Here is a 26,115-nt window from a genome sequence, read left to right as displayed (position 1 = left end):
GCCCCCGGGCCCCGGGGCCCCGGTCCTTCAGGCCGCGGCGCCTTCGCGCAGCGCGTCCTCCACGCGCCAATAGCGGCGCCGCGCCCGCAGCGCGTAGCGGGCGCGATAGTGCGACATCGACATCCCTGTCGCGCGCTGGAACAGCCGCCGGAAGGTCGCCGCATCGCTGTAGCCGCACGCTTCGGCGATCGCCTGCGTGCCGTGCAGCGATACCTCCAGCAGCGTCTTCGCGCGTTCGATCCGCAGCGCATGCAGACAGGCCAGCGGCGTCGCGCCGGTGACCTGGCGGAAATGCCGCAGCAAGGTCCGCTCGCTGACCGCGGCGGCGCGGGCCACTTCGGCCAGCCGGTATGGCGCGCCGATATGGTCCTGCAGCCAGCGCTTGGCGCGGAACACCGGGCTGTCCGCCGTGGGCGTGAGCCAGCGCTGCGCCGTCAGCGCCGGTGTCAGCTGCTGGCGTTCGGCCTGCAACAGCAGCACGCGCGCGCTGGCCTGGGCCAGATCGGGATCGTGCAGATGGCCCAGCACGCGCAGCATGAATTCGGTCTGCAGAGCCGGCGCCACGCTGTGGAAGACGCGCCCGTGCACGCCCATCGGCTCGTCGTGCGTGAAGTCGCACAGCGGATAGCGGCGCGCCATCCAGCTTTGGTACAGCCACGGCGCGCTCACGCGCGCGCCGTCGAGCAGGCCGAGTTCGGCGGCATAGGCGATGCCGTTGAAGGACGCGGCGATCCAGCCGCCCGCCTGCGCATGCCGCTCCACCAGCCTGAGCACCGCGCGCTGCTGTTCGAACAGCTCGCCCAGATGCGGGGCGTTGCGGGCCATCACCCCGGGGATCACCAGCAGTGAATGCGCTTCGGCAGGCTGGGGAGGGGGTTCGACAGCGCGTTCGACGGCGCGCTTGTCCGCGCCCTTGTCCCCGCGCTTGTCCCCGCGCTCCGCCGGGCGCGAGCGCCGGCGCGCCCGGGCCAGCCCCGGTACCGGCATCGGCAGCGCGCGTCCCGTTTCCCCGATCACCTGCCAGCTGAGGCCGCAATCGCGGCCGGGGCGCTGCAATTGCGCGATGCCGCTGGCCGTGCGCAGCACGTCGAGCGCGGCAAACAGCGAGCCCGGCATGGCGTGGGGCAGCCACAGCAGCCGCACATGCAGCTCGGGCGCGGGGCGATCCGTCGCCGGCAGCAGGCCGAGTTCGGGGAAATCGTGTGCGGCAGCATCTTCGTCTTGGCAGGGCGGGCGGGACACGGACTTGGCGGGATCGGCATCGGAAATGGCGATATTGGTCCTCCCCTGTGCGACGGACAAGCCCTAGCATCCCGGATTGACTCCCGGCACAAGGCGGCCCTTGCCGCCACGACATTCCTACCCCGGGCCCTCACCAGGAGACTTCATGCAGCCACGTCTGCCCCCCGCCGTACGCCGCCTCGCCGCGGCCGCGCTGTTCGTCTGCACCGCCGCCGCCACCAGTGCGGTGCAGGCCGCGCCCGACGCGACGCTGTTCGAGGCAGCGCGCGCCGCGCAGCCGAAACTGATCGAATCGCTGAAGGAAATGGTGTCGATCGAATCGGGCAGCCGCAACGCGGCGGGACTGGCGCAGATGGCGGCGTATGCCGAGAAGCGGCTCGCGGCGCTGGGTGCGACCGTCGAGCGCGTCAAGCCGAAGAGCGGGGACAGTCCGATCGTCAAGGCGACGCTGACGGGCAACGGCAAGGCCCGCATCATGCTGATCGCGCATATGGACACCATCTATCCTCCCAACACGCTGGCCACGCAGCCGATCCGGCAGGATGGCAACAAGCTGTACGGGCCGGGCATCGCCGACGACAAGGGCGGCATTGCGGTGATCCTGCACGCGCTGGAGATCCTGCAGGCGAGCGGCTGGCGCGACTATGCGCGCATCACGGTGCTGCTGAACGCCGATGAGGAAATCGGCTCGGAGGGCTCGGGCGAGCTGATTGCCGCGCTCGGCGAGCAGCACGACGTGGTGCTGTCGTGCGAGCCGACCGCGGCCAAGGCGGTGGTCAAGGCCGAGGCGCTGCTGCTCGGCGCCAGCGGCACCGCCAGTGCGACGATGGAGGTCAAGGGACGCGCCGCGCATGCGGGCGCGGCGCCCGAGCATGGCCGCAACGCGCTGCTCGAACTCGCCCATCAGCTGCAGCAGACGCGCGATATCGCCAAGTCGGTGCCCGGCACGCAGCTGAACTGGACCGGCGCGCAGGCGGGCGTCGTGCGCAACCAGATTCCCGAAGTCGCGGTGGCGACCGCCGATGTGCGCACCACGGTCAAGGACGGTCCGCAGAAGCTGAAGGCCGCGCTGGAGCGCAAGGTCGCCGAGAGCAGGCTGATTCCGGATACGCATACCACGGTGTCGATGGAGGAGGGCCGTCCGCCCTTTGTCGTCAACGAAAAGGGCCGCGCGCTCGCGAAGCGGGCCCAGCAGATCTACGCCGAACTGGACGGCCGCCCGCTCGCGCTGGCGGAGGGGACCGGCGGCGGCACCGACGCCGGCTATGCCGCGCTGTCGGGCAAGCCCGCCGTGGTGGAGAGTTTTGGCCTCGCCGGGTTCGGCTATCACGCACGCGACGAGTACATCGAAATCGACTCGATCGTGCCGCGGCTGTATCTGATGACGCGCATGCTGCAGGAAATCGGCAAGCAATAGCGGGGTAGTCCACTGCGCGGGAGTCGCATTCCGCGGCAGTCGTATTTCACGGCAACCCCATTCCGCGGCAATTCCATTCCGCGGCAATTCCGTTTCGCAGTCGTTCCGCTTAAAACCCGCGCCATACCGCTTGTCCAATGCGCCCGCCGGCAAGAAACCGGCGCGCGCATTTTTTTGCGCAACGCTGCGCGAGCCGCCAGCGCAAGTTTTGCAAGGCGTGCAGGGATTGTCTTCCGGATTCACAACGTGGCGCCTGCGCTGGCGCGCAGCGGGATCGGCACGCCCGTTGCTAGAGCAAGAAACGCGTCGCCGGCGGCATGCCGCACGGCGTCTTTCGCTCACCCCACAATGGAGTTTCCATGGACACCTTGACCGATCTGCTGGATGCCAAGGGCTGCCCGCTGGGCCAGCAACATTTCACTTGGAAGGACCTGGTCCAGGCGCCGATCAGCAAGCTGGACGACGACGCATTCACTCGCGTCCGGATCATTCTGATGAATGGCATCGAATCCGATGCGCTGCGGCTCAAGCACATCATGTCCCGCTGCAATCGGGAATTGCGCATTCCGCTCGCGCAGATCCGCCGCGTCGAGCATCACCAGGCGACGATGATCAACTGGCTGATCGGCGCCGACCATTCCCCGCTGGAGACCACGATCGCCTACGAGCAGGTAGCCATCGAGGTCACCGCGGCCGTCGCGCAGACCGAGCCCGATCCCTACCAGGCGCAGGCCTATCGCTTCGGCCTGCTGGAGGACTTCGATCACCTGTACCGCTATAGCGCGCTGCTCGACCGGCTCGAAGGCAAGGACGCGAACGCGATCACGCAGGGCCATACCGACATCGTGCCGGGGCGCTCGACCTGGGTCGAACACCGCGCGCCGCAGGACGACGTGCGCGAGAGCTACGACCGCGCCAACGCCGCGCTGATCACCAAGATCCACGCCGCGATGATCACCGCGGCCGAGTACCAGACCCACGACTACTACATGAACATCGGGCCGCTGTTCACCGATCCGCTGGCGCGCCAGCTGTACGCCGAGATCGCCTCGATCGAGGAGCAGCACGTGACGCAGTACGGCTCGCTGATGGACCCCGACGAAAGCATGATCGAGAAGTGGGTGATTCACGAAGCGATGGAGGCCTACAACTACTACAGCTGCGTGCAGCAGGAGAGCAACCCGCGCATCAAGGCGATCTGGGAACGCTTCCTCGATTACGAGCTGGGGCATCTGCATGTCGCCTGCGAAATGCTCAAGCGCCACGAGAATCGCGATCCGGCCGAGATCTTGTCCGGGCCGCTGCCCAAGCCGATCGACTTCGCCAGTCAACGCGATTTCGTGCGCAAGGTGCTCGCGGACGAGGTGGACCTGCGCGCCAACGGCATGGATTTCGTACCGCTCGACAAGGACAGCCCCGCCTCGATCGAATACCGCCGCGTGATGAATGCCGAAGGCTCGCCGTCGCAGCTGGTGTCCGCCGGCTATGTGTGGACGCCCGGCACGGAACTGGCGCGGATGCACACGAGCGCCTGAGGCGTTTGTTGCCGAGGCGGCTGCCGAGGCCCGCACGCTGAACTACCGAGCCGAACGATCGCTTGAACTATCGAGCCTGACTATCGAGCAGGACAACCGAAACTGGAGAGAACGCATGCAACAGACCACCCAGATGGGCGTCAACCGCACCGGCGCGCAGATGTCGCCGATCGACACCGAGACCATGGAGCGTTATGCCGAAAACATGGGTCCGGACAGCGGTATCGACGATATGAACGTGCCGGCCGAATCGCAGCCCGCCGCCGACATGCGTGCCCAATATATTGATGCGGCCGATCCGGTCGGTTCGGTGCCGCTGCCCGGTACGCTCAAGGGCGCGATGAGCACGACCGTGGACAAGCTGACCGGCAATCGTCCCGAGGTGCTGATCGACAAGCTCGGCGAGCGCCTGGCTTTCGAACGTACCGGTACGCGCCTCTACGAACTGATGATCGCCAAGTGCAAGGAGATGGATACCAGCGCGGTCGATCCGGACGTGCTCGGCACGCTGATGCATTTCCACGATGAAGAGGCCGAGCACTTCGCGATGGTCGACGAGACCATGCGCGCGATCGGCGCGGACCCGACCGCGGTCACGCCCTGCGCCGACGTGGCGGGTGTCACCGCGATGGGCGTGCTGCAGACCATCGCCGATCCCCGCACGAACTTCGCGCAATGCCTCAATGCGCTGCTGACCGCGGAGATGACCGACAACGCCGGCTGGGAGCTGCTGATCAAGCTCGCGACCGAGACCGGTCATACCGAGATGGCGCAGAAGTTCCAGCAGGCGCTGACGGAGGAAGAGCAGCACATGGCCACGATCCGGCAGTGGCTGGAGCGCGCGGTCATCACCGAAGCGACGTAATACGAGGCGCACCGGCACCAACACCAGCACCAGCACCAGCACCAGCACCAGCACCAGCACCAGCACCAGCGCCGGTTGCCGCGCCAGCGCCGCGGCATCCCCCCGCCTGAAGGAGAGCGCATGAAGGAAATGTTCTATCGCGACCATCTGATCGCCGCCCACGCGGTGCCGGTCGGCGCCAGCGCGGGCGTGCGCTACGGCTACCAGGGCGAGATCCTGCCGGCCGGGGCGCGTGCGGCCACGACGCAGGACCTGCCGACGTCCTTCGCCTCCGATGTCGACACGGCGTTCGACAACGCGGCCACGGCGATCGAGGCCTGCCTGCTCGAGGGCCGGCGGCTGATCGATACCCGGCTCGACGGCGCCGACACGCCGGCGGCATCTTCGGACCCGGCCCGGGCGCCGGGCTCGGGCAACAGCAATCACAGGAGCATGCAATGACCCAGAAGCAGACCGACCAGGGCAAGAGCGGATCGAGCGGCAAGGGCGCCGCGCAGGGTGGCAAGGATGGCGGAGGCGGACGCGAGGAGCCGAGCCCGATCGATGTGCAGAAGTCCCTGAAGGGCATCGACTTTCCCGCCACCAAGGACGACATCCTCTCGCGCGCCCGCGACGGCGGCGCCAGCGAGGAAGTGATGGCCGAACTGGAACAACTGCCCGAGCGCGACTACGATTCGCCGGCAGAGATTTCGCGGGAGTTGGGCAAGCTGCATTGAGCTCGGCCCCCTGCGGGGTATCCGCGCCGGCGCCCCTCGTTGCACGCGTTCCGTGTGCGACTTTTCGCAAAAGCGCGCCGCAGACTTGCGGCGCGTTCGCACGTCCTCTAGATTGGCCCATCGACTTTGGAGGGCCAACATGCGCACGATCAACATTGATGAAGCTTCGGCCGACTTGCCGCACCTCGTGGAGATGGCGGCCCAGGGAGAGTCGTTCGTCATCGCCAAAGGCGGCAAGCCCATGGTCAGAGTCGTCCCGGTCCATGCGACGCATCGCTCCGGCGAAAAGCGGATTGGCATTCTGCAGGATCGGTTCGAGGTGCCCGAGGATTTCGACCGGCTGTGCAGTGACGAAATTGAAGTGCTGTTCACTGGCCGGATATGAAGCTGCTATTCGATACGCATATCCTGCTGTGGGCCTTGGTCAAGCCCGGACGGCTTCCTGCCGGCGCGCGCCTGCTGATCGAAGACGACCTCAATGAGCCCGTATTCAGCGCGGCAAGCATATGGGAAATCGCCATCAAGGCGTCGTTGTGCCGGCGCAGTTTCGATGTTGACCCCAGGATCATGCGACGGGGTCTGCTGGAAAGCGGCTATCGCGAATTGCCGATCGTCTCGGAACACGCCATGGCTTTGGAAGACCTGCCGCTATTGCATAAGGATCCGTTCGATCGCGTGCTGGTCGCACAAGCCATCGTGGAAGACATGGCGCTGATTACGGCGGATCCGGTGGTCGCGCGATATCCCGGGCCGGTGCGGCACGTCTGATACCGTACCGAGGGATTTCGGCGGACCCGCCCTACGACACCGCCTCGAGCACCGGCGCCACGACCGGGCGCGGGCCCGGGAACGAATCGCGATAGCCCATTTCCGGATCTCGCGCGAATATCTCGGCGGCCCAGTCGACGAAAACCCGCACCTTGGCCGACAGATTCCGGTTCTGCGGATACATGGCCGAGATCGGCATGACCTCTTCCTGCCAGTCGCCCATGATTTCGACCAGCCGGCCGCTTTCCAGATACGGTTGCGCCATCACGCGCGAAATGACGGCGATGCCGTGTCCTTCCAGCGCACAGCCGATATAGACCTCCGGATCGTTGGTCGAGATCGCCGACGGCAGCAGCAATTCATGGCGTTCGTCGCCGCGCGTCAGGATCCATGGCATTTCCCGGCCGGTGCGCGTCGACAGGTAATTGATCGCGCGATGCTGCATCAATTCTTCGGGCGTGGTCGGCGTGCCGTGCTGCTTTAAATAAATCGGCGACGCGTAGAACGCCAGACGCAATTGGCCGATGCGGCGCGCCACCATCGTATCGTCGACGGTATCGCCGACGCGGATCACCACGTCGACGCCTTCCTTCAGCAGATCGATTGGCTTGCCATTGATGGTCAGTTCGACCTTCAGGTCCGGATAGCGCGCGAAGAACTCATGCAGATTGGGCACGAGCGCCAGGCGCGCCAGCCCGCCCACGGTATCGACGCGCAGCGTGCCGCGCGGGGTCTGGTTCTGATGGGTCAGCGACTGCTCGGCTTCGTCGACATCGGCCAGAATGCGCACGCATCGCTCGTAATAGGCGGCGCCTTCGGAAGTCACGCTGATCCGGCGCGTGGTACGGTGCAGCAGCTTGACGCCCAGATGCGTTTCCAGATTCTGGATCAGCCGTGTCAGCGTGGCCTTGGGCAAATCGAGCGATTCGGCCGCGCGGGCGAAACTGCCGACGTCCACGACGCGGGTAAAGGCTTGCATTGAGACGAAGCGGTCCATGGCGGCTGTCCAATTAGAAGCCATAGCGAGCGGACGGCGCCGCGCGGCTGGCGAGGGCGAATCTTACTCACTCTGTCGGTCGTATGCACGGTAGGGTCTTTCATTGGCATAACCGCAACAGTGGAGCGGTTATTCGCCGAATGGGGACGATCTACCGGAACAGACCACGGGCCGGCGCGATTATTCCATCCGCAGAATAGTGCGTTGGCAAACTGCGCCTTTATCCCGTCTACGTCAATCACCATAATTCGATGCAACGCAACATGCAAACCATGCGTCGAGCCGTTTTCCCGGCCGGCGCAACGGGACCGACACCATGACCAAACCGACGCAAGCCACCGCATCCCAGCCCGCCAAGGCCGGCGCCGCGGCGCGCGTGGTGCGGCATGAGATCGCCAGCGGCGAGCGCACCATTGCTGTGCACGTGTGCTATCCGGCCGGGTATCCGACCGCCTGGGCGCCGGCGCCGCTGCCGTGGCTGCTGTATCTGCACGCCGGCAGCTTCGTCGACGGCGGCATCGAGAAGGCGGCCCATCTGACCCGCCAGCTGGCCGGCGCGGTGCCGGCCGTGGTGGTGGCGCCCGAATACTCGCTGGCCCCGGACCATCCGTTCCCGGCCGCGCCGGAGGACGCCTTCAATACCGCCGAATGGGTATTGCGCCAGGCGCGCCGGCTCAAGGTCGACAAGATGCGTTTCTCGCTGGTCGGCGAGGAAGCCGGCGGCAATCTGGCGATTGCGGTGGCGCAGATGCTGCGCGATCGCGGCCTGCCCGCGCCGCGCGCGCAATGGCTGATCCGCCCGGTCACCGACCCCTGCCTGCAGCACGCCTCCTGCGCCGGCCAGGCGCACGTGCCGCTGGAAACGCTGCAGCGCATGGCCGTCTGCTATCGCGATTATCTGCCGACCCCCGCTGCGTCGGTCCACCCCTACGCCGCGCCGGCGCATGCGATGCGCCTGGCCGGCCTGCCGCCGACGCTGATCCAGGTGGCCGAGCTCGATGCCCTGCGGCCCGAAGGCGAGGCCTTCGGACGCAAGCTGCTCGACCGCGGGGTGGCGGCGGAAACCCGAATCATGCCCGGCGCCTGTGGCGCCGGTGTCGAAGCATCCCACGACCGATGTCAGGTATGGGTCGATGAAGGCGCGCGCTTTCTGCGAGAACGATTCGCGGACAGCGACGATGCCTCGCCACAGGCCGAACGCCGGCCGGCAGCCAAGCCTTCCGGTTGGGCGCCGTGACGTGCCTGCGGCCGCGCCAGCGTTCATCGCGCTAGCGCCGGCCGCCATTCGAGAAGTCAGCCGCGTGTGAATGTCTCCGGACCCCGCGTCGGCGCCCCAGGGTGTGCTCACCCGCAAGGCGCCGAACGGGCCCGGCGGGCGGCGTTCGTCCTTTTGCTTTTCCGGTTGAAGAAAACCCGAAACGGAGTGAAGAAATGAAGCTGCAATCCCGACGTAGCCTGATCGCCGTCGCCATCGTGGTCGTGCTGGGCACCGGCCTGGCGACCTCGATCCTGCGCCCCTGGCATGCCGGCGAGGCGCAAGCCGTGCCGAGCCCCGCCGCCAGCGCGGCGGCGGTCGATGTCGCCGCCGCCATCGGCAAGACCATCACCGAGTGGGACGAATTCTCGGGCCGCCTGGAGGCGATCGACCGCGTCGAGGTGCGTCCGCGCGTCGGCGGCACCATCGACGCGGTGCACTTCCGCGAAGGCGCGATGGTCAAGAAGGGCGATCTGCTGTTCACCATCGACCCGCGGCCGTACGCGGCCGAGGTGGCCCGCGCCGAAGCCGCGCTGGCCGCGGCGCAGGTGCGCGCCAGCCACGCGCAGAGCGAGCAGGTGCGGGCGCAGCGGCTGCTGGACGACAACGCGATCTCGCGCCGCGAATTCGACGAACGCATCCATGCGGCGCGCGAGGCCAGCGCCAACGTGCGCGCCGCGCAGGCCGCGCTCGACTCCGCCAAGTTGAACCTGGCCTACACCCGCATCACCTCGCCGGTGACCGGCCGCGTCTCGCGCGCCGAGATCACGGTGGGCAATCTGGTCGCCCCGGGCGCCAATGCCCCGGCCCTGACCACGGTGGTGTCGGTGTCGCCGGTGTACGCCAGCTTCGAGATCGATGAGCAGAGCTATCTGCGCTACACGGCGCCGGGCGCCGCGGGCGGGTCCAACGGCAAGGGCATGGCGGTGTATCTGGGCCTGGCCAACGAGGAAGGCCATCCGCACGAGGGCCGCATCCAGTCGGTCGACAACCGGCTTGACCCGCGCAGCGGCACGATCCGCGTGCGGGCGGTGTTCGACAACCCGGACGGACGCCTGCTGCCGGGGCTGTACGCCAAGGTCAAGCTCGGCGGCAACGCGCCGCATGACGCGGTGCTGATCAACGACCGTGCGATCGGCACCGACCAGGGCAAGAAGTTCGTGCTGGTGGTCGACAAGGACAACAAGCTGAACTATCGCGAAGTCCAGATGGGGCCCAACTACGACGGCCTGCGTGTGATCCGCTCCGGCCTGAAGGCGGGCGAGGTGATCGTGGTCAACGGCCTGCAGCGCGTACGGCCCGGCGATACGGTCGCGCCGACGCCGGTGCGCATGGCGCTCAAGCGCGAGCTCGAACGCGGCAATGCGACCGAAAAGAGCGCGGACAACCAGCCGGAGCCGGCCAAGAAGGAGTCGGTCGGATGACGTTTGCCAGCCTGATTTTCTCGCCTCGCCCGCGGGCTGGCGAGGGAGAACCAGCCCCGCCAGCCACGGCATCCTGAGCTGACCCAGTCAGCCAGCTGCATCGCCCAAATGCGTTTCCATGGCGTCCAGAAAACGGACCGCCAGGGGGCTCCCTTTTTTATCGAGACCCGTCATGAACCTCTCGAAATTCTTTATCGACCGGCCGATCTTCGCCGGCGTGCTATCGGTGCTGATCTTCCTGATCGGCGCGATCGCCATGTTCAAGCTGCCGATTTCCGAGTATCCGGAAGTCGTGCCGCCGTCGGTCGTGGTGCGTGCCCAGTATCCGGGCGCCAACCCGAAGGTGATCGCCGAAACCGTCGCCTCGCCGCTGGAAGAGCAGATCAACGGCGTCGAGGACATGCTGTACATGTCCTCGCAGTCGAACAGCGACGGCCTGCTGACGCTGACCGTGACCTTCAAGCTGGGCACCGACCCGGACAAGGCCCAGCAGCTGGTGCAGAACCGCGTCTCGCAGGCCGAGCCGCGCCTGCCCGAGGACGTGCGCCGGCTCGGCATCACGACCGTCAAGAGCTCGCCCGACCTGACCATGGTGGTCCACCTGGTCTCGCCGAACGATCGCTATGACATGACCTACCTGCGCAACTACGCGGTGATCAACGTCAAGGATCGCCTGGCGCGTATCCAGGGCGTGGGCCAGGTGCAGCTGTTCGGCTCGGGCGACTATGCGATGCGCGTGTGGCTCGATCCCGAGAAGATGGCCGAGCGCCAGCTCGCCGCCAGCGACGTGGTGCGCGCGATCCGCGAGCAGAACGTGCAGGTGGCCGCCGGCGTGATCGGCGCCTCGCCGTCGCTGCCGGGCACCGACCTGCAGCTGTCCGTCAACGCGCAGGGGCGCCTGAACACCGAGGAAGAGTTCGGCGGCATCATCGTCCGCACCTCGCCGGACGGCGGCGTGACCTATCTGCGCGATGTCGCGCGCATCGAGCTGGGCGCGTCCGAATACGCGCTGCGCTCGCTGCTCGACAACAAGCCGGCGGTGGCGATTCCGATCTTCCAGGCGCCGGGATCGAACGCGATCCAGATCTCCGACGATGTGCGCAAGACCATGGAAGAGCTCAAGGAGAACTTCCCGGACGGCGTCGACTACAGCATCGTCTACGACCCGACGCAGTTCGTGCGGCACAGCATCGAGGCGGTCACGCACACGCTGTTCGAGGCGATCGCACTGGTGGTGCTGGTCGTGATCCTGTTCCTGCAGACCTGGCGCGCGTCGATCATTCCGCTGCTGGCGGTGCCGGTGTCGATCGTCGGTACGTTCGGCCTGATGTACGCGTTCGGCTTCTCGATCAACGCGCTGTCGCTGTTCGGCCTGGTGCTGGCGATCGGTATCGTGGTCGACGACGCGATCGTGGTGGTCGAGAACGTCGAGCGCAACATCGAGGAAGGACTGTCGCCGAAGGAGGCCACCTACAAGGCCATGCGCGAAGTCAGCGGCCCGATCATCGCGATCGCGCTGGTGCTGTGCGCCGTGTTCGTGCCGCTGGCCTTCATGACGGGCCTGACCGGCCAGTTCTACAAGCAGTTCGCGCTGACGATCTCGATCTCGACGATCATCTCGGCGTTCAACTCGCTGACGCTGTCGCCGGCGCTGTCCGCGCTGCTGCTGCGCAGCCATGACGCGCCGAAGGACTGGCTGGCGCGCGCGATGGATCGCGTGCTGGGCGGCTTCTTCAAGCGCTTCAACCGCTTCTTCGGCGCCAGTTCCGAACGGTACGGGCAGGGTGTCAAGGGCGTGGTGCGCCGCAAGGGCGCGGTGTTCGGCGTCTACGCCGTGATGCTGGCGCTGACCTGGGGCATCTTCCAGATGGTGCCGAAGGGCTTCGTGCCGGCGCAGGACAAGCAGTACCTGGTCAGCTTCGCCAAGCTGCCCGATGGCGCGACGCTCGATCGGACCGAGGACGTGATCCGCCGCATGTCGGAGATCGCGCTGAAGCATCCGGGCGTGGAATCGGCGGTGGCCTTCCCGGGCCTGTCGATCAACGGCTTCACCAACAGCCCGAGCGCGGGCATCGTGTTCGCCACGCTCAAGCCGTTCGAGGAGCGCAAGTCGGAAGACCTCAGCGGCAATGCGATCGCGGCGCAGCTGAACCAGCAGTACGGCGCGATCCAGGACGCGTTCATCGCGGTGTTCCCGCCGCCCCCGGTGCAGGGCCTGGGCACCATCGGCGGCTTCAAGCTGATGATCGAGGACCGCGCCGCGCTCGGCTATGACGCGCTGTTTGCCGCGACCAATGCGTTCGCCACCAAGGCGCGCGCGACGCCGGAACTGGCGGGCATCTTCAGCAACTACCAGGTCAACGTGCCGCAGCTCGACGTGCAGCTCGACCGCGTCAAGGCCAAGCAGCTGGGCGTGCCGGTGACGGACGTGTTCGACACGCTGCAGACCTATCTCGGTTCGGCCTACGTCAACGACTTCAACAAGTTCGGCCGTACCTACCAGGTCAAGGTGCAGGCGGATGCCAGCTACCGCCAGCATGCCGAGGACATCCTGCAGCTGAAGACGCGCAACGCCGCCGGCGAGATGGTGCCGCTGTCGTCGATGGTGCAGGTCAAGCAGGGCTTCGGTCCGGACAGCGTGGTGCGCTACAACGGCTTTACCGCCGCGGACATGAACGGCGGACCGGCGCCCGGCTTCTCCTCGGGCCAGGCGCAGGCCGCTGCCGAGCGCATTGCCGCGGAGACGCTGCCGAAGGGCATCAAGTTCGAATGGACCGAGCTGACCTATCAGGACATCCTGGCCGGCAATGCGGGCGTGTGGATCTTCCCGCTGTGCGTGCTGCTGGTATTCCTGGTGCTGGCCGCGCAGTACGAGAGCCTGACGCTGCCGCTGGCGGTGATCCTGATCGTGCCGCTGTCGCTGCTGGCCGCGCTGACCGGGGTGTGGCTGTCGGGTGGGGATAACAACATCTTCACGCAGATCGGCTTCATCGTGCTGGTGGGCTTGTCGGCGAAGAACGCGATCCTGATCGTGGAGTTCGCCCGCGAGCTGGAGCATCAGGGCCGCACCATCGTGCAGGCCGCGATCGAGGCGAGCCGCCTGCGTCTGCGCCCGATCCTGATGACCTCGTTCGCTTTCATCATGGGCGTGGTGCCGCTGGTGGTGTCGACCGGCGCGGGCGCGGAGATGCGCCAGGCGATGGGCGTGGCGGTGTTCGCCGGCATGCTGGGCGTGACGTTCTTCGGCCTGTTCCTGACGCCGGTGTTCTACGTGGCGCTGCGCAAGCTGGCCACGCGCGGCAAGGCGCAGCCCGAGCCGGCGCCGGAGCCGAAGCCCGACAACAGCGTGGCACTGGCTGAACCGCAACATTGAGTCGCAGTGAAGGTGTGCTCGCTCCCCCGGGGAGGGAGCACACCGAACGAGCCAAAGAACGAGAATCAAGGAACAACGACATGACAGCAAACCTGCAATCGTGGATGCCGCGGCTGGCCACGCTGGCCGCCGCGCTGGTGCTGGCAGGCTGCTCGCTGGCGCCGACCTACAAGGTGCCGGAAACCGCGACCGCCCCGGCCTTCAAGGAGGCCGAGGCCGCGCAGGCCGAAGGCGCCCAGTGGAAGGTGGCGACGCCGGCCGAGGGCGTCGAACGCGGCCAATGGTGGAAGGTATTCGGCGACGCAGAACTCGATCGGCTGATCGACGCGGCCAACAGCAATAACCAGGACCTCGCGGCGGCGGCCGCGCGCGTCAAGCAGGCGCGCGCCTTCACCGGCGTGGCCGAAGCCGACCTGTATCCGCAACTGAGCGTCGGCCTCGATCCGACGCGCAGTCAGCCGTCCGCGGCCTCGCTCGGCTTGCCCGACGGCACGCCGGTGTCGCCGCGCACCGTGCTGCGGGCCCGTGCGATCGCCAGCTACGAGGTGGACCTGTTCGGCCGCGTGGCCGACAGCGTGCGCGCCGCGCGCGCCGAGGGCGAAGCGGCCGAGGACCTGTTCCGCTCGGTGCAGTTGACCTTGCAGGCCGACGTTGCGCAGGCCTATTTCGTGCTGCGTACGCTCGACGCCGAGCGCCAGCTGCTGCGCGCGACGATCGCGCTGCGCGAGGACGCGGTGCGCCTGCTCAAGCGCCGTTTCGATGCCGGCGAGACCACCGACCTCGATCCGGCACGCGCCGAGGCCGAGCTTGGTACCGCCCGCGCGGATCTGGCCGATATCGAGCGCCGTCGCGCCAACCAGGAGCATGCGCTCGCCGTGCTGACCGGCGTGCCGCCGTCGCAATTCGCGCTGGCCGAACGTCCCTTCGACGCCGCGCCGGTGGCGATTCCGGCCGGCTTGCCGTCGGACCTGCTCGAGCGCCGGCCTGACATCGCGCAGGCCGAGCGCCTGATGGCGGCGGCCAACGCGCGCATCGGCGTGGCCAAGTCGGCGTTCTTCCCGCGCATTTCGTTGACCGGCGTGTTCGGCTTCGAGTCCAGCGAGCTGTCGAATCTGTTCCGCTGGTCCTCGCGCGCCTGGCTGCTCGGGCCGCTGATCGGCTCGACCATCGCGGCGCCGATCATCGACGGTGGCCGCAACCGCGCCAACCTGGCCGCGGCGCGCGCCCAGCATGAAGAAGCGGTCGCTGCCTACCGGCAGACCGTGCTGGTGGCGTTCCGCGAGGTCGAGGATGGGCTGGCCGATGTCCGCTGGCTGTCGCAGCAGGCCAGCGCGCTCGACAGCGCGCTCGCCGGGGCGCGCCGCGCGCAACGCATCTCGCGCAGCCGCTACGATGCCGGCGCGGTCGACTATCTGACCGTGATCGATGCGGACCGCACCGTGCTGCAATCGCAGCGCGCGGCCAATCAGGTGGCGGGCCTGCGCGCCGCCGCCACCGTGGCGCTGGTGCGCAGCCTCGGCGGCGGTTGGGGGCCGGTGCAGGCGTCGAGCGACGCGGCGGCACGGTGATCGCGGTCAGGGTGATCGCGGTCAGGGTGATCGTGGCCAGCGTGATCGTGGCGAGGCAATAAAGCAGCACGCCCGCTGTCTGCTGTGCGCAGGCAGCGGGCGTGCCGCAACAAGGGGAGAGGCCGGCGTGACCGGCCTCTTTTTTTCATCCAGGATCAAAGCAACATGCCGCCCGAGGCCTCGACCCGTTGCGCGTTGATCCAGCCGGTGCCCGGGGCAAACAACGCCGCCACCACGGCGCCGATATCGTCCGGCTTGCCGGGGCGGCCCAATGCGGTCACCGAAGAAACGAAGGCGTTGACTTCCTCGTTGTCGCGCACGACGCCGCCGCTGAAGTCGGTCTCGATGGCCCCGGGCGCCAGCGTGTTGACGCTGATGCCGCGCGGGCCCAGCTCCTTTGCCAGATAGCGCGTCAGCACTTCGACGCCGCCCTTCATCGTCGCGTAGGCCGAGTAGCCCGGCAGCGCGAAGCGGGCAAGGCCGGTCGACACATTGAGGATGCGCCCGCCGTCGGCGATCAGCCCGAGCAGAGCCTGCGTCAGGAAGAACGGCGCCTTCAGATGGACGCGCATCAGTTCGTCGAACTGTTCTTCGGTGGTATCGGCAAAGGCGGCATGCACGCCGATGCCGGCGTTGTTCAGCAGGAAATCGAAACGACTGCGGCCCCAGCCGGCCAGCACCGACTCGACCTGTGCCGCGAAGCCGGGGAAAGCGCGGCTGTCGGCCACGTCCAGCTGCAGCGCGGCGGCGCGCCGGCCCAGCCGCTCGATCTCCGCGACCGCGCTGTCGGCCTCGGCGCGCTGGCCCCGGTAGGTCAGGATTACGTCGGTGCCCTGGCGGGCCAGGTGGATCGCGGCATTGCGGCCCAGGCCGCGGCTGCCGCCGGTGATGACGGCGATGGTGGAAGTTGTGGTCATGAAGTGGACTCCGGATAAGGGGGTTGGGGGTTTCGCGTTGCGGATCGCGGTCGAGCCGCGTGAATCCACTTTATTGATTCGTCCGTGACGCATAAACTGGCGTGGCGCGATAGCTCTGTTTTCTATCGATAAACAATCGATCGGACCGCCCACCCATGGACTCCCTCGACACGCTGCGCATCGTTCTGCGCGTCGCCGAACTCGGCGGCTTCGCCCGGGCCGCGGACAGCCTCGAGCTGTCGAAGGCCGCGGTATCGATCGCGGTGCAACGGCTGGAGGCGAGCCTCGGCACCCAGCTGTTCCATCGGACCACGCGCCGGGTCCAGCTGACCGCCGACGGGCAGGCGTTCTACGAGCGTGCCCGCGATCTGCTCGATGACATGGACGAGCTGCACGGGATGTTCCAGCGCGACGGCGGGGCGCTGAGGGGCCGGCTGCGCGTCGACATGCCGGCCGGCATGGCCTCGATGTTCGTGATTCCGCGGCTTCCGGAATTCCTCGACAGGCATCCCGAGCTTTCCATCGAAATCAGCGGGACCGACCGTCGTGTCGATGTGGTGCGCGAAGGCTTCGACTGCGTGGTGCGTGTCGGCACGCTGGAGGACAGCAGCCTGGTGGCGCGGCCGTTGGGGGCGATGCGGCTGATCAACTGCGCCAGTCCCGGCTATCTGCGTCGCCATGGCGTGCCTCGCACCATCGACGATCTTCGCGATCATCGGCTGGTGCACTACGCCAGCACACTGGGGCAGCGCCCGCTCGGCTTCGAATACCCCGATGGCGCCGGCCATGCGGCGATGCCGATGGCGGGCGCCGTCACCGTCAACAACGGCGCCGCGTACGAAGCCGCGGCGGTCGCCGGACTGGGCATCATCCAGGCGCCAGCCACGGCGATGCAGGCCAGGCTGGCCGCAGGCGAGCTGATCGAAGTCCTGCCGGATTTCCGGCCGCCGGCGATGCCTGTCACGCTGCTCTATGCGCAGCGACGCAATCTGCCGCGGCGCGTGCGCGTCTTTATGGACTGGATCGCGCAGGTCCTGGAACCCCATCTCGAACCGCTGCCGTGACGCTGGTGCCCTGCCTTGCCGGATAGCCTCCGCAAGACGCTGGCAGGCCGCCCGCGGCGTGAACTGCCCACGTTGCTGCGGTACAGTCGAGGCCATGAGCAAGCCCCGTCCCATCGAGCCCGCCCACGACCATGACGATGCCGCGCTGCGGCAGCGCGCCGCGCGCCGCAGCACGCTGGTCAGCGTGGCGGCCAATCTGGTGCTGACCGTCGCGCAGGCCGTCACGGGCATCGTTGCCGGCTCGCAGGCGCTGCTGGCCGATGCCGTCCATTCGCTGTCGGACATGCTGTCCGATTTCATCGTGCTGTTCGCAGGCATGCACAGCGGCAAGGGGCCCGACGAAGATCACCAGTACGGCCACCAACGCTTCGAGAACGCGGCTTCGCTGGCGCTCGGCGTGCTGCTGCTTGCCGTCGGCGTGGGCATGCTGTGGTCGGCGGCCGGCAAGGTCGATCCCGCGGGCGACACGCCGCCGGTCGGCATGGCCGCGTTGTGGGTCGCGCTCGGCACGCTGGTGCTGAAGGAATCGCTGTTCCGCTATCTGCTGTCGGTCGCGCACCGCGTGCGCTCGAGCATGCTGGCGGCCAACGCCTGGCATTCGCGCTCGGATGCCGCGTCGTCGCTGGTGGTCGCGCTCGGCATCGGCGGCAGCCTGCTCGGCTATCGCTGGCTCGATCCCGTCGCCGCCATGGTGGTCGGCCTGATGATCATCCGCATGGGCTGGCGCTTTGGCTGGAATGCGATGCAGGACCTGATGGACCGCGGCGCGGACGCGCACACCGTCGAGGCAATCCGGCACAGCCTGTTGTCCACGCCGGGCGTGCTGGGCGTACACGACCTGCGTACGCGCAAGATGGGCGACCTGATCCTGGTCGACGTGCATCTGGAGATGGAGGCGATGCTGACCGTCGAGCAGGGCCACGCGATCGCGATGGAGGCCCGCCGGCGCGCGATGGAAAACCGCGACGTGCTCGACGTGATGACCCACATGGACCCGGTGCGCCGTGGCGGCGCCACCGTCGACCGCGCAGCCGGCTAGCGCTTTCGCAGCGGCGCGAGCAGATGCGACAGGCCGTTGTGGTCGAGCTCCTGCATCAACGCCAGCAACCGCCCGATCTCACCCGGCGGAAACCCTTCGCGCGCAAACCAGTTCAGGTAATTGCCCGGCAGATCGGCGATCAGCCGGCCCTTGTACTTGCCGAACGGCATGGTGCGGGTGACGAGGAGTTGCAGGTCTTCGGGGTGCATGGAGATAAGGGGGCCGCAACTGCGCTTGCCGGCGGCTCGTCGCCTTGTCGCGGTTGCCCCATATCGTAGCGGATCCATGGCCGCGTCCTCACGTGTCGGTCCCCGGGGAGCAACTGTGCCCCATCAACCGGCCTCGGCCCCCGCCGCACACGCAGGCAACGACGGCCGTGCCCGTTCCAGCCGCACGCTCCAGGCCGCGACCGCCAGTGCCGACAGCGGAGCCAGCGCGGCAACCCAGGGCAGGGCGGTCAGGCCTGGACCGTGGTCGATCACCATGCCACCGAGCCAGGCGCCCAGCGCATTGCCGAGGTTGAAGGCGGCGATATTGAAGCTCGACGCCAGGTTCTGGCCCGGTCCGCGCGCGTGCCGCAGCACGCGCAGTTGGAGCGGCGACACCGTGGCGAAGGCCGCGATGCCGAGGATGCCGACGAAGGCCACCACCGCGACCTGGTGGTGGATGGCGAAGGTCATCAGCGCCAGCACAGAGGCGAGCGAGAGCAGCGTGGCGAGCACCGCGGCGACCGGACGGCGGTCCGCCAGCCTGCCACCGAGCAGATTGCCGACGATCATGCCGGCGCCGAACAGCAGCAGGATCGGCGACACCGCCGCCTCGCCATAGCCGGCCACCTTGGTCAGCAGCGGCTGCACGTAGGTGATCACCGCGAAGATGCCGATGGCCTGCAGGATCGTCATGGCCAGGCCCAGCATCACCTGCGGCCGCACCATGGTCGCCAGCTCGTCCTTCAACGAGGCCGGCGCGCTGTGGTCGCGGCTGGCCTTGACCAGCATGCCGATCACGACGAGCGATACCAGCCCGATCAGCGTCATCGCCCAGAACGTCGAACGCCAGCCCAGATGCAGGCCCAGCCAGGCGCCGGCGGGCATGCCGAGCAGCGTGGCCAGCGTCAGGCCGGAGAACATCACCGAGATCGCCGAGGCGCGGCGGTCTTCCGGCACCAGGCCGGTCGCCACCACGGCGCCGACGCCGAAGAAGGTGCCATGCGTCAGCGAGGTGATCACGCGGGCGATCATCAGCGTGGTGTAGTCGGGCGCCAGCGCGCAGGCCGCGTTGCCGACGGTGTAGATCACCATCAGCGCCAGCAGCACGGCCTTGCGCGGCATGCGGCGGGTCAGCAGCGTCAGGATCGGCGCGCCGGCGGCGACACCGAACGCATAGCCGGACACCAGCATGCCGGCCGAGGCGATCGACACGTGCAGGTCGGCGCTGACCTGCAGCAGCAGGCCCATGATCACGAATTCGGCGCAGCCGATGCCGAACGAGCCGGCGGTCAGCGCGTAGAGCGCCAGCGGCATGCCTGCGCGCGCGGGCTTGGCAGGAGGCTTGGCAGTGGGTGGGGTGGTGGACGGGGTGGTGGACGGGGTAGTGGCGGTAGGCGGGGCGGCCATGACAACTCTCCTATTGGAAGGCTCGCAGTTTGCTCGCCCGCATCTTTTTGAAAAACCGGCGGTATCATGAATCAGTTTCAATATCCGATTGATAGTCATGGACCGAATCGGCGATATCGCGCTGTTCCTGCGCGTACTGGACCTCGGCTCGATCAGCGCTGCCGCGCGCAGTCTCGACCTGTCGGTGGCCGTGGCCAGCCAGCGCCTGAAGCGGCTTGAGCAGGACCTGGGCGTACGCCTGCTGCACCGGACGACGCGCCGGCTGCACGCGACGCCCGAAGGCGCGGCGCTGGCCGAGCAGGGCCGGGGGCTGGTCGAGGAACTGGAGGCCCTCGGCAGCTCGTTGCGCCGGGCCGGTGGCGAGGTCACCGGTACGCTGCGTGTGACCACGGCATCGTCGTTCGGCCGCCAGTACCTGTCGCCGCTGCTGCCCGAATTCATGGCGCGGCATCCGCAACTTCGGCTGAACATTCATCTGGACGACCGCGTGGTGGATCTGGTCAGTGCGGGCTTCGACTTGGCGGTTCGCATCGGCGCGCTCGACGATTCGACGCTGGTCGCGCGCAAGCTCGCCAACAATCGGCGGCTGCTGTGCGCGTCGCCGGACTATCTGCGCCGGCATGGCACCCCGCGCACGCCGGAAGAGCTGGCCCAACACGAATGCCTGGTGCTGGTGGGCAGCCAGGGCAGGCAGGACCTGTGGCGGCTCGAAGACCGTGACGGCCGAGAGATTGCTGTGCGGGTGCGGGGCCGGATCGAGGCCAATACCGGCGAATTGCTGTCGGACGCGGCGCTGGGCGGTCTCGGCATCGCGCTGCATTCGTACTGGCATGTCTGCCCGATGCTGCGTGCCGGCCGTCTGGTGCAGGTGCTGCCGGACTACCAGATCCCGGACACGGGCATCTATGCGGTGATGCCGCAGCGACGACTGGTGCCGCCGCGCGTGCGAGCGCTGGTCGATTTCCTGGCCGAGCGCTTCGGCGATATCCCGCCGTGGGAGCGCGACAGCGGACTCAAATGACCGCGCGCGCGGTGCCGATCCGCTCGAGCACGAAACGCACGCGCGCCGCCACGTCGACGCGCGGCAGCTCGATCAGCGTATAGCCGCAATCGCGATAGGCCTGTGCCACCGCGTGATAGGTCCGTTCGGCCTCGTCCAGGCTCTGCTTGCGCTCGGCGTCCTGCCGGTAGATTTCCGGCCAGGGCGGTGCGATGAAGACCTGCTGGCGATAGCGGAACGTCGCCGCGGCGCGCAGCAGATGGTCGGGCACCGGCAGCTCGCACAGCCGCAGATAGCCGATCACGTCCGGCACGCCGCGGTCGAACAGCACCGGGCCGGTATGCCGCTGCGCCAGACGATACGAGCGCAGTTCCCAGCCGAGCATCGCCTCGGCGAAGACCTGCCGGTCGCGCCATGGCAGCGCCGGGCCGTCGATCGCGACCTGGTCCTGGATGATGCCGCGGCCCGCTTCCTCCGAGCGGGCATGGCCCAGCTGCTCCAGCGCATCGATCAGCGTGCTCTTGCCCGAGCCCGGGCCGCCGGTGAAGACGATCAGGCGGTCGATATGGCCGGCGACGCCGGCTGCGGCATGGTCTTCGGTCTGGTTGAAGCTTGGTGCCGACATTGGCTTCTTCCTGGATGATTGGAATTTCGGGGCGCTGCGAATGGTGAAGCATGGACGGCCGGGCGCGTGCCGGCTTACTTCGACGTCGCGATGCGCGCCGTCAACAACGGATAGGGATTGATCGCACCGGTCGGCGTATAGATGCCGTAGTGCAGATGCGGCGGCGTGCCGCGCGCGTTGCCGGTATTGCCGACATACCCGAGCACGGTGCCGGGCGTGACGCGATCGCCGGGCGCGATCTCGCCATAGCGGTCGAGGTGGGCGTAGTAGTGCATCTGCCGGCCCGGTCCCATGACCCAGACCACCTGGCCACCGAGATTGTTGGTGCCGACGCGGGACACGATGCCTTCGGTGGCCGACACGACCTCGCGACCGCGCGGCGCGAAGATGTCGATGCCCTGATGCTGCCGGCCGCCGGAGCGCGGGGCGTTCCAGGTATCGCGCAAGGCGTTGGCCGGTACGCCTGCGACGGGCACCGGCAGCGCTTTGGGCGCCGGCATCGCCGCGAGGCGCATGCTGTAGAACACGCGGTCCAGCACCGGCTGGACGCGTGGCCAGGCCCACCATGCCGCCGCCGCGAAGGCCGCGACCCATAACCACCCCGAACGCCTGCGCAGGATCGACACGGGGTCAGGCTGCCGCGGTGTTCGCCGATCGGCGCGGACTCAGGCGGTTGCCTTGGTGGTCGCGATCGACACGCCGGCCTGCAGCGTCAGCGTGACCGGCGTCTTGCCGGCGATCTCCAGCAGGCGTTCCCATTGCTCGTCGCTCAGCGCCGCCGACGCGTGCAGCGTGCGTTCGATGCGCGTATCGCCGTCGCGGTTTTTCAGCAAGGTCAGCTCGACGCGCAGATCGCCGAGGTCCCAGCCCTTGCGGTCCGCATACATGCGCAGCGTGATCGCCGTGCAGGCACCGAGCCCGGTCAGCACATAGTCGTACGGAGCCGGCCCGGCATCCTGCCCGCCCGCCTTGGCAGGCTCGTCGGCCACCAGCTGATGCTTGCCGGTGGTGATTTCGTGCCGGTAGTTCGGTCCGGCGGCGCGGACACTGGCGTGGGAAACCGGGGTCATGACGGGCGGCTCCTTGCAGAAGAGGGAAAGAGGGGAAAGATGGGACGGTACCGAAAATGCTGACTGCCGAGGCCGGTGCCGGAGCGGTTCACACTATCACTTAAGCGCTCTCGCGTACAGCCAGCCTCGGTGCCAGGGCTCCCGGAATCCCGGTCGATCCCTCGTCAGCTCCTCGTCAGTCCCTCGTCAATTCGTCGTCAGCACCCGCACCGGTCCGCGCCGTTCCAGCATGTCGACGACGACATGCCGGCCCGAGCGCCGCAGCGCGACGTCGGCCGAGCCGCCGCCGACCGCCAGATTGCGGAAGACCACCTCGTCGAGGAAGGCCGGCAGCGCCGGCTCGTCGAAGGTGATATGCACGCGCTCGGTGTCGAAGCCGAGCCCGAGGCTGGCCTGCAGCATGTATAGCGGTGCGGCCGCGGCCCAGGCCTGCGGGGTGCAGGCGACCGGATAGAAGGTCGGGCCCTGCGTGCCCTGGCGCGGGAAGCCGCAGAACAGCTCGGGCAACCGGCGCAGGTCGATATAGGTGGAGGCCGCGAACAGGCCCTCGAAAATCCGCGCGGCCTCGCGATGGAAGCCGTAGCGCGCCATGCCGCCCGCGATCAGCGCATTGTCGTGCGGCCAGACCGAGCCGTTGTGATAGCTCATCGGGTTGTAGCGCGCCTCGGTCGACGCCACGGTGCGCACGCCCCAGCCGCAGAACGACGTTCCCGACATCAGCGTACGTACCACCGCGGGGGCGCGCTCGGGCAGCGCGATGCCGGTCAGCAGCGCATGGCCGGCGTTCGACGTGCGCACCCGGCATGGGCGCTTGTCGCCATCGAGCGCGAGCACGTAGGTGCCGAGCGCCTCGTCGAAGAACTCCGCATCGAAGGCCGCGCGCAGGGCCTCGGCGCGCGCCGCGCATTGGGTCGCACGCTCGGTCATGCCCAGTTGCGCGGCGATATCGGCGCCGGCCTGCCAGGCGCCGTAGACGTAGGCCTGCACCTCCGCCAGCGCGATCGGGCCCCTGGCCAGCGTGCCGTCGGCATGGAAGACCGAGTCCTGGCTGTCCTTCCAGCCCTGATTGACCAGCCCTTCGGTGGTGCGCCTGCCGTACTCGACGAAGCCGTCGCCATCGCGGTCGCCATAGCGCTCGATCCATTGCAGCGCGGCCTCGAGGCTCGGCCACAGCCGCTGCAGCGTGCCGAGATCTCCGGTGCGATGCAGATAGGCGCCGGCCAGCATCACGAACAGCGGCGTCGAGTCGATGCTGCCGTAGTAGCGGCGGAACGGCACCTCGCCGAGCTCCGCCATCTCGCCGTGCCGGACCTCGTGCAGGATCTTGCCCGGCTCGGCGTCGGCGGCCGCATCGTTCTCGGTGGCCTGGTTGGCCGCCAGATAGCCGAGCACGCCGCGCGCGATATTCGGGTCCAGCCACAGCGTCTCCAGCGCGGTGATCAGCGCATCGCGGCCGAAGACGGTGCTGAACCACGGAATGCCGGCATAAGGGTAGGGACCCTCCGGCGTATCGGTGATCAGCATGTACAGGTCCGACACGCTGCGCCGGACCGCCTCGTTGAAGATCTCGTTCGAGGTCACGATCGAGGCCGCGCGCGAGGCCGAGTTGCGCAGCGCCCGCCGGGCGTCGCGCAGCGCGCTGAAGAAGGCGCAGCGGGTCTGCTGCGGAATCTCGCCGATACCGCAGCGGATCTCGACGAACAGCAGGCGCGCCTCCTTCGGCTGGATATCGAGCGTGAAGCGCGCGCAGTTGCCGGTCAGCCGGGTCGGCGCCGGATCGAACAGCAGCGCCGTGTGCCGGCTCTGCTGATCGAGCCCGGTATAGCCGAGGATGACCCGATTGTTGCTGATGCGGGGCGGATGATGTTCGCCGCGGCGCTCGCGTTTCGAGCCGCGGACCTCGAACAGGTCGGCGAAGTCCGCCGCGAACGCGAGTTCGAGCTGGATGCGGCGCGGCTCCTCGTCGAAGTTGCGGATGATCAGCCGTTCGTAGCAGGTCGCGTTCCACAGGAAGCGCGAGCGGCGCAGATGCAGCAGATCGTGTTCGATCATCAATTTGCCATCGCCGTCGAACAGATCGGGATTGGTCAGGTCGCAGGTCAGCGTCGCGTTGTCGTCGCGCAGCGTCGACGACAGCAGCATCGGCCGCGCGCCGTCGATCGAGAGGAACAGGTGCGACAGGTGGCGGGTGTCCCGATGGAATATGCCCTCGGGACTGCCGGGGCCGGACAGCGCATCGCCGTTGTGATCGAACACCGCGAAGGTGTCGCCATGCTTGAGCGTGCGCGGCCTGCGCTCCTGCAACGACGCGGCGGCCGGGATGAAGAACTGGGCGAGCTGGGTACCGCCGGGCCCGGTGGGCGCCGGCGCGTGGGAGGCGGCAACAGTGCTGGCGGTTGGCATCGTCGCGATCCTTTGCGGTTCAGGCGAGGGCGGGCAGGCCGACACGGTCGCTGCCGGTCACGCCGCCCACCGTTGCACCCATGGCTCGGCGCAGCAGCGCACCGGCGCTGACATCGGCCAGGCTGCGATAGATCTCGACATACTGCTGCGCCATTCGTTCCACGGTGAAGCGCTGCTCGAAGGTCGCGCGGATCCTGCCGCGGTCCAGTTCGTCGATGCGTCCGACCGCCTGCGCGGCCTGCTCGATGTCCTCGACGATAAAGCCGGTCACCCCCTCGTCGATGACTTCGGGCACCGAGCCGCAGCGATAGGCGATCACCGGCGTGCCGCAGGCCATCGCCTCGATCATCACGAGGCCGAAGGGCTCCGGCCAGTCGATCGGGAACAGCAGCGCGCGCGCGTTGCCGAGGAATTCGGCTTTCTGATGCTCGTTGATTTCGCCGATGAACTTGACCTTCGGATGCGCGGCGATCATCGGCGCGATGACTTCGTCCCAATAGGCCTGGTCGGCCTTGTCGATCTTGGCGGCGATCTTCAGCGGCATGCCGGTGCGCGCGGCGATTTCGATGGCGCGATCGGGCCGTTTTTCGGGCGAAATGCGGCCGAGGAAGGCCAGATAGCCGCCCTTCGCCTCGGCGGTGAAAGGCAGCAGGTCGCGCGGCAGGCCATGGTGCACCGTGCCGACCCAGTTGACGGGCGGCATCGGGCGGCGCTGGTCGTCGGAGATCGACACCAGTGGAAATTCGGGGAAGGCGCGATAGAACGGCACCAGATCGGGCAGATCGAGCCGGCCGTGCAGCGTGGTGACGGTGCGCTCGGCGATGTCGCGGATCAGCGGGAAATGCAGCAAGTCGATGTGGAAGTGCAGCACGTCGAAGTCGTCGGCACGCCGGCGGACCTCGTCCAGCATCATGATGTGATAGGGGATCGGGTCTTTCACCCTGGGATCGAGCCGTAGCGCGATGTCGGAGCCGCGTACCAGCCGGGCGGCGGTCCTGGAGTCGCCGCTGGCGAACAGGGTCACGTCATGACCCTGGCGGACAAGCTCTTCGGTCAGATAGGACACGATGCGCTCGGTGCCCCCGTAGAGCTTGGGCGGGCAACGCTCGGCAAGCGGGGCGATCTGGGCAATCTTCATCAGCAAACCTCCTCTTCAAGCGAAGTTGACTGTCCGGAAGCCGCACGGCCGCGATGGCCGATGCGGCGTGGGTGCCGTTCCAG

At 67.9% G+C, this 26,115-nt stretch carries 24 protein-coding genes; 14 read left to right on the top strand and 10 right to left on the bottom strand.

What is annotated here, in order from left to right:
- Positions 1-27 precede the first annotated feature (27 nt).
- Positions 28-1,179 (bottom strand): GlxA family transcriptional regulator, encoded by a 1,152-nt coding sequence (locus tag F1599_RS09460; RefSeq protein WP_395895230.1) that lies wholly within the window; start codon positions 1,177-1,179, stop codon positions 28-30.
- 220 nt (positions 1,180-1,399) lie between these two features.
- Between F1599_RS09460 and F1599_RS09455 the strand changes: the two genes are divergently transcribed.
- From F1599_RS09455 to F1599_RS09425, 7 genes are all read left to right on the top strand, one after another.
- Positions 1,400-2,659, top strand: coding sequence for a M20/M25/M40 family metallo-hydrolase (locus tag F1599_RS09455; protein WP_150082916.1), 1,260 nt, complete (start codon positions 1,400-1,402; stop codon positions 2,657-2,659).
- 359 nt (positions 2,660-3,018) lie between these two features.
- Positions 3,019-4,194: a hypothetical protein gene (locus tag F1599_RS09450; RefSeq protein WP_149316382.1), complete on the top strand. Its 1,176-nt coding sequence runs from the start codon at positions 3,019-3,021 to the stop codon at positions 4,192-4,194.
- A gap of 115 nt (positions 4,195-4,309) precedes the next feature.
- Positions 4,310-5,059, top strand: a complete 750-nt coding sequence (locus F1599_RS09445; protein ID WP_149316381.1) for a DUF892 family protein — start codon at positions 4,310-4,312, stop codon at positions 5,057-5,059.
- 120 nt (positions 5,060-5,179) lie between these two features.
- On the top strand, positions 5,180-5,500 hold the full coding sequence (locus F1599_RS09440) for a hypothetical protein (protein ID WP_149316380.1): 321 nt from the start codon (positions 5,180-5,182) through the stop codon (positions 5,498-5,500).
- The gene (locus F1599_RS09435) at positions 5,497-5,775 is read left to right on the top strand and encodes a DUF2795 domain-containing protein (RefSeq protein ID WP_149316379.1); all 279 of its coding nucleotides are present in this window, start codon (positions 5,497-5,499) and stop codon (positions 5,773-5,775) included. The genes F1599_RS09440 and F1599_RS09435 overlap by 4 nt, the downstream gene beginning before the upstream one ends.
- Positions 5,776-5,914: 139 nt before the next feature.
- Positions 5,915-6,160 carry a type II toxin-antitoxin system Phd/YefM family antitoxin gene (locus tag F1599_RS09430; protein WP_149316378.1) on the top strand — a complete coding sequence of 82 codons (246 nt, stop codon included), beginning with the start codon at positions 5,915-5,917 and terminating at the stop codon, positions 6,158-6,160.
- A complete protein-coding gene (locus F1599_RS09425) occupies positions 6,157-6,543 on the top strand; it encodes a type II toxin-antitoxin system VapC family toxin (RefSeq protein ID WP_149316377.1) in 387 nt (128 codons plus the stop codon). The genes F1599_RS09430 and F1599_RS09425 overlap by 4 nt, the downstream gene beginning before the upstream one ends.
- Positions 6,544-6,574: 31 nt before the next feature.
- Here F1599_RS09425 and F1599_RS09420 read toward each other — a convergent pair whose 3' ends face one another.
- Positions 6,575-7,540 (bottom strand): LysR family transcriptional regulator, encoded by a 966-nt coding sequence (locus F1599_RS09420; protein ID WP_053824353.1) that lies wholly within the window; start codon positions 7,538-7,540, stop codon positions 6,575-6,577.
- A gap of 316 nt (positions 7,541-7,856) precedes the next feature.
- On the opposite strand from F1599_RS09420, the gene F1599_RS09415 reads away from it, so the two are divergent.
- The 4 genes from F1599_RS09415 to F1599_RS09400 all read left to right on the top strand — a co-directional run bounded on the left by F1599_RS09415 (position 7,857) and on the right by F1599_RS09400 (position 15,160).
- The gene (locus F1599_RS09415; protein ID WP_149316376.1) at positions 7,857-8,777 is read left to right on the top strand and encodes an alpha/beta hydrolase; all 921 of its coding nucleotides are present in this window, start codon (positions 7,857-7,859) and stop codon (positions 8,775-8,777) included.
- 194 nt (positions 8,778-8,971) lie between these two features.
- Positions 8,972-10,219, top strand: a complete 1,248-nt coding sequence (locus F1599_RS09410) for an efflux RND transporter periplasmic adaptor subunit (RefSeq protein WP_150082860.1) — start codon at positions 8,972-8,974, stop codon at positions 10,217-10,219.
- Positions 10,220-10,391: 172 nt separating this feature from the next.
- Positions 10,392-13,592, top strand: a complete 3,201-nt coding sequence (locus tag F1599_RS09405; protein WP_149316374.1) for an efflux RND transporter permease subunit — start codon at positions 10,392-10,394, stop codon at positions 13,590-13,592.
- 80 nt (positions 13,593-13,672) lie between these two features.
- Entirely contained in the window at positions 13,673-15,160 is a 1,488-nt protein-coding gene (locus tag F1599_RS09400; RefSeq protein WP_150082859.1) for an efflux transporter outer membrane subunit, read from the top strand.
- Positions 15,161-15,315: 155 nt separating this feature from the next.
- Here F1599_RS09400 and F1599_RS09395 read toward each other — a convergent pair whose 3' ends face one another.
- Positions 15,316-16,077, bottom strand: a complete 762-nt coding sequence (locus F1599_RS09395) for an SDR family NAD(P)-dependent oxidoreductase (RefSeq protein ID WP_149316372.1) — start codon at positions 16,075-16,077, stop codon at positions 15,316-15,318.
- A gap of 155 nt (positions 16,078-16,232) precedes the next feature.
- Between F1599_RS09395 and F1599_RS09390 the strand changes: the two genes are divergently transcribed.
- On the top strand, positions 16,233-17,141 hold the full coding sequence (locus tag F1599_RS09390) for a LysR family transcriptional regulator (protein WP_150082858.1): 909 nt from the start codon (positions 16,233-16,235) through the stop codon (positions 17,139-17,141).
- 94 nt (positions 17,142-17,235) lie between these two features.
- On the top strand, positions 17,236-18,180 hold the full coding sequence (locus F1599_RS09385; RefSeq protein ID WP_149316370.1) for a cation diffusion facilitator family transporter: 945 nt from the start codon (positions 17,236-17,238) through the stop codon (positions 18,178-18,180).
- Here F1599_RS09385 and F1599_RS09380 read toward each other — a convergent pair.
- Together F1599_RS09380 and F1599_RS09375 are read right to left on the bottom strand one after the other, a co-directional pair.
- Complete coding sequence (locus F1599_RS09380; RefSeq protein WP_149316540.1) at positions 18,177-18,389, bottom strand: DUF3820 family protein; 213 nt, start codon at positions 18,387-18,389, stop codon at positions 18,177-18,179. The two genes, F1599_RS09385 and F1599_RS09380, sit on opposite strands and share 4 nt — an antisense overlap.
- A 123-nt stretch (positions 18,390-18,512) precedes the next feature.
- Positions 18,513-19,703: an MFS transporter gene (locus F1599_RS09375; RefSeq protein WP_150082915.1), complete on the bottom strand. Its 1,191-nt coding sequence runs from the start codon at positions 19,701-19,703 to the stop codon at positions 18,513-18,515.
- A 190-nt stretch (positions 19,704-19,893) separates the two neighbouring features.
- Here F1599_RS09375 and F1599_RS09370 point away from each other — a divergent pair, with 190 nt between their 5' ends.
- Positions 19,894-20,817, top strand: coding sequence for a LysR family transcriptional regulator (locus F1599_RS09370; protein WP_149316369.1), 924 nt, complete (start codon positions 19,894-19,896; stop codon positions 20,815-20,817).
- On the opposite strand, the gene F1599_RS09365 is transcribed toward F1599_RS09370, so the two are convergent.
- From F1599_RS09365 to F1599_RS09345, 5 genes are all read right to left on the bottom strand, one after another.
- A complete protein-coding gene (locus F1599_RS09365; protein WP_223819546.1) occupies positions 20,810-21,421 on the bottom strand; it encodes an AAA family ATPase in 612 nt (203 codons plus the stop codon). The two genes, F1599_RS09370 and F1599_RS09365, sit on opposite strands and share 8 nt — an antisense overlap.
- A gap of 74 nt (positions 21,422-21,495) precedes the next feature.
- On the bottom strand, positions 21,496-22,047 hold the full coding sequence (locus F1599_RS09360) for a M23 family metallopeptidase (RefSeq protein WP_395895189.1): 552 nt from the start codon (positions 22,045-22,047) through the stop codon (positions 21,496-21,498).
- Between the two features lie 39 nt (positions 22,048-22,086).
- Entirely contained in the window at positions 22,087-22,491 is a 405-nt protein-coding gene (locus F1599_RS09355; RefSeq protein ID WP_150082857.1) for an OsmC family protein, read from the bottom strand.
- 186 nt (positions 22,492-22,677) lie between these two features.
- The gene (locus F1599_RS09350; RefSeq protein ID WP_150082856.1) at positions 22,678-24,894 is read right to left on the bottom strand and encodes an amylo-alpha-1,6-glucosidase; all 2,217 of its coding nucleotides are present in this window, start codon (positions 24,892-24,894) and stop codon (positions 22,678-22,680) included.
- Between the two features lie 19 nt (positions 24,895-24,913).
- Complete coding sequence (locus tag F1599_RS09345) at positions 24,914-26,032, bottom strand: glycosyltransferase family 4 protein (protein ID WP_150082855.1); 1,119 nt, start codon at positions 26,030-26,032, stop codon at positions 24,914-24,916.
- Positions 26,033-26,115: the final 83 nt, after the last annotated feature.

The organism is Cupriavidus cauae, from assembly GCF_008632125.1.
Lineage (GTDB): Bacteria > Pseudomonadota > Gammaproteobacteria > Burkholderiales > Burkholderiaceae > Cupriavidus > Cupriavidus cauae.
The sequence above is the reverse complement of the archived record's forward strand: the minus strand, read 5'-3'. Positions and strand labels throughout refer to the sequence as shown.

Excerpts from the sequence above, each read along its gene's own strand:
- F1599_RS09390 (WP_150082858.1), top strand. The coding sequence starts at position 16,233 with ATGGACTCCCTCGACACGCTGCGCATCGTTCTGCGCGTCGCCGAACTC.
- F1599_RS09440 (WP_149316380.1), top strand. The coding sequence starts at position 5,180 with ATGAAGGAAATGTTCTATCGCGACCATCTGATCGCCGCCCACGCGGTG.
- F1599_RS09410 (WP_150082860.1), top strand. The coding sequence starts at position 8,972 with ATGAAGCTGCAATCCCGACGTAGCCTGATCGCCGTCGCCATCGTGGTC.
- F1599_RS09365 (WP_223819546.1), bottom strand. The coding sequence starts at position 21,421 with ATGTCGGCACCAAGCTTCAACCAGACCGAAGACCATGCCGCAGCCGGC.
- F1599_RS09350 (WP_150082856.1), bottom strand. The coding sequence starts at position 24,894 with ATGCCAACCGCCAGCACTGTTGCCGCCTCCCACGCGCCGGCGCCCACC.
- F1599_RS09395 (WP_149316372.1), bottom strand. The coding sequence starts at position 16,077 with ATGACCACAACTTCCACCATCGCCGTCATCACCGGCGGCAGCCGCGGC.
- F1599_RS09380 (WP_149316540.1), bottom strand. The coding sequence starts at position 18,389 with ATGCACCCCGAAGACCTGCAACTCCTCGTCACCCGCACCATGCCGTTC.
- F1599_RS09425 (WP_149316377.1), top strand. The coding sequence starts at position 6,157 with ATGAAGCTGCTATTCGATACGCATATCCTGCTGTGGGCCTTGGTCAAG.
- F1599_RS09385 (WP_149316370.1), top strand. The coding sequence starts at position 17,236 with ATGAGCAAGCCCCGTCCCATCGAGCCCGCCCACGACCATGACGATGCC.
- F1599_RS09435 (WP_149316379.1), top strand. The coding sequence starts at position 5,497 with ATGACCCAGAAGCAGACCGACCAGGGCAAGAGCGGATCGAGCGGCAAG.
- F1599_RS09405 (WP_149316374.1), top strand. The coding sequence starts at position 10,392 with ATGAACCTCTCGAAATTCTTTATCGACCGGCCGATCTTCGCCGGCGTG.
- F1599_RS09355 (WP_150082857.1), bottom strand. The coding sequence starts at position 22,491 with ATGACCCCGGTTTCCCACGCCAGTGTCCGCGCCGCCGGACCGAACTAC.
- F1599_RS09370 (WP_149316369.1), top strand. The coding sequence starts at position 19,894 with ATGGACCGAATCGGCGATATCGCGCTGTTCCTGCGCGTACTGGACCTC.
- F1599_RS09445 (WP_149316381.1), top strand. The coding sequence starts at position 4,310 with ATGCAACAGACCACCCAGATGGGCGTCAACCGCACCGGCGCGCAGATG.
- F1599_RS09450 (WP_149316382.1), top strand. The coding sequence starts at position 3,019 with ATGGACACCTTGACCGATCTGCTGGATGCCAAGGGCTGCCCGCTGGGC.
- F1599_RS09400 (WP_150082859.1), top strand. The coding sequence starts at position 13,673 with ATGACAGCAAACCTGCAATCGTGGATGCCGCGGCTGGCCACGCTGGCC.
- F1599_RS09420 (WP_053824353.1), bottom strand. The coding sequence starts at position 7,540 with ATGGACCGCTTCGTCTCAATGCAAGCCTTTACCCGCGTCGTGGACGTC.
- F1599_RS09375 (WP_150082915.1), bottom strand. The coding sequence starts at position 19,703 with ATGCCGCTGGCGCTCTACGCGCTGACCGCCGGCTCGTTCGGCATCGGC.
- F1599_RS09415 (WP_149316376.1), top strand. The coding sequence starts at position 7,857 with ATGACCAAACCGACGCAAGCCACCGCATCCCAGCCCGCCAAGGCCGGC.
- F1599_RS09430 (WP_149316378.1), top strand. The coding sequence starts at position 5,915 with ATGCGCACGATCAACATTGATGAAGCTTCGGCCGACTTGCCGCACCTC.
- F1599_RS09345 (WP_150082855.1), bottom strand. The coding sequence starts at position 26,032 with ATGAAGATTGCCCAGATCGCCCCGCTTGCCGAGCGTTGCCCGCCCAAG.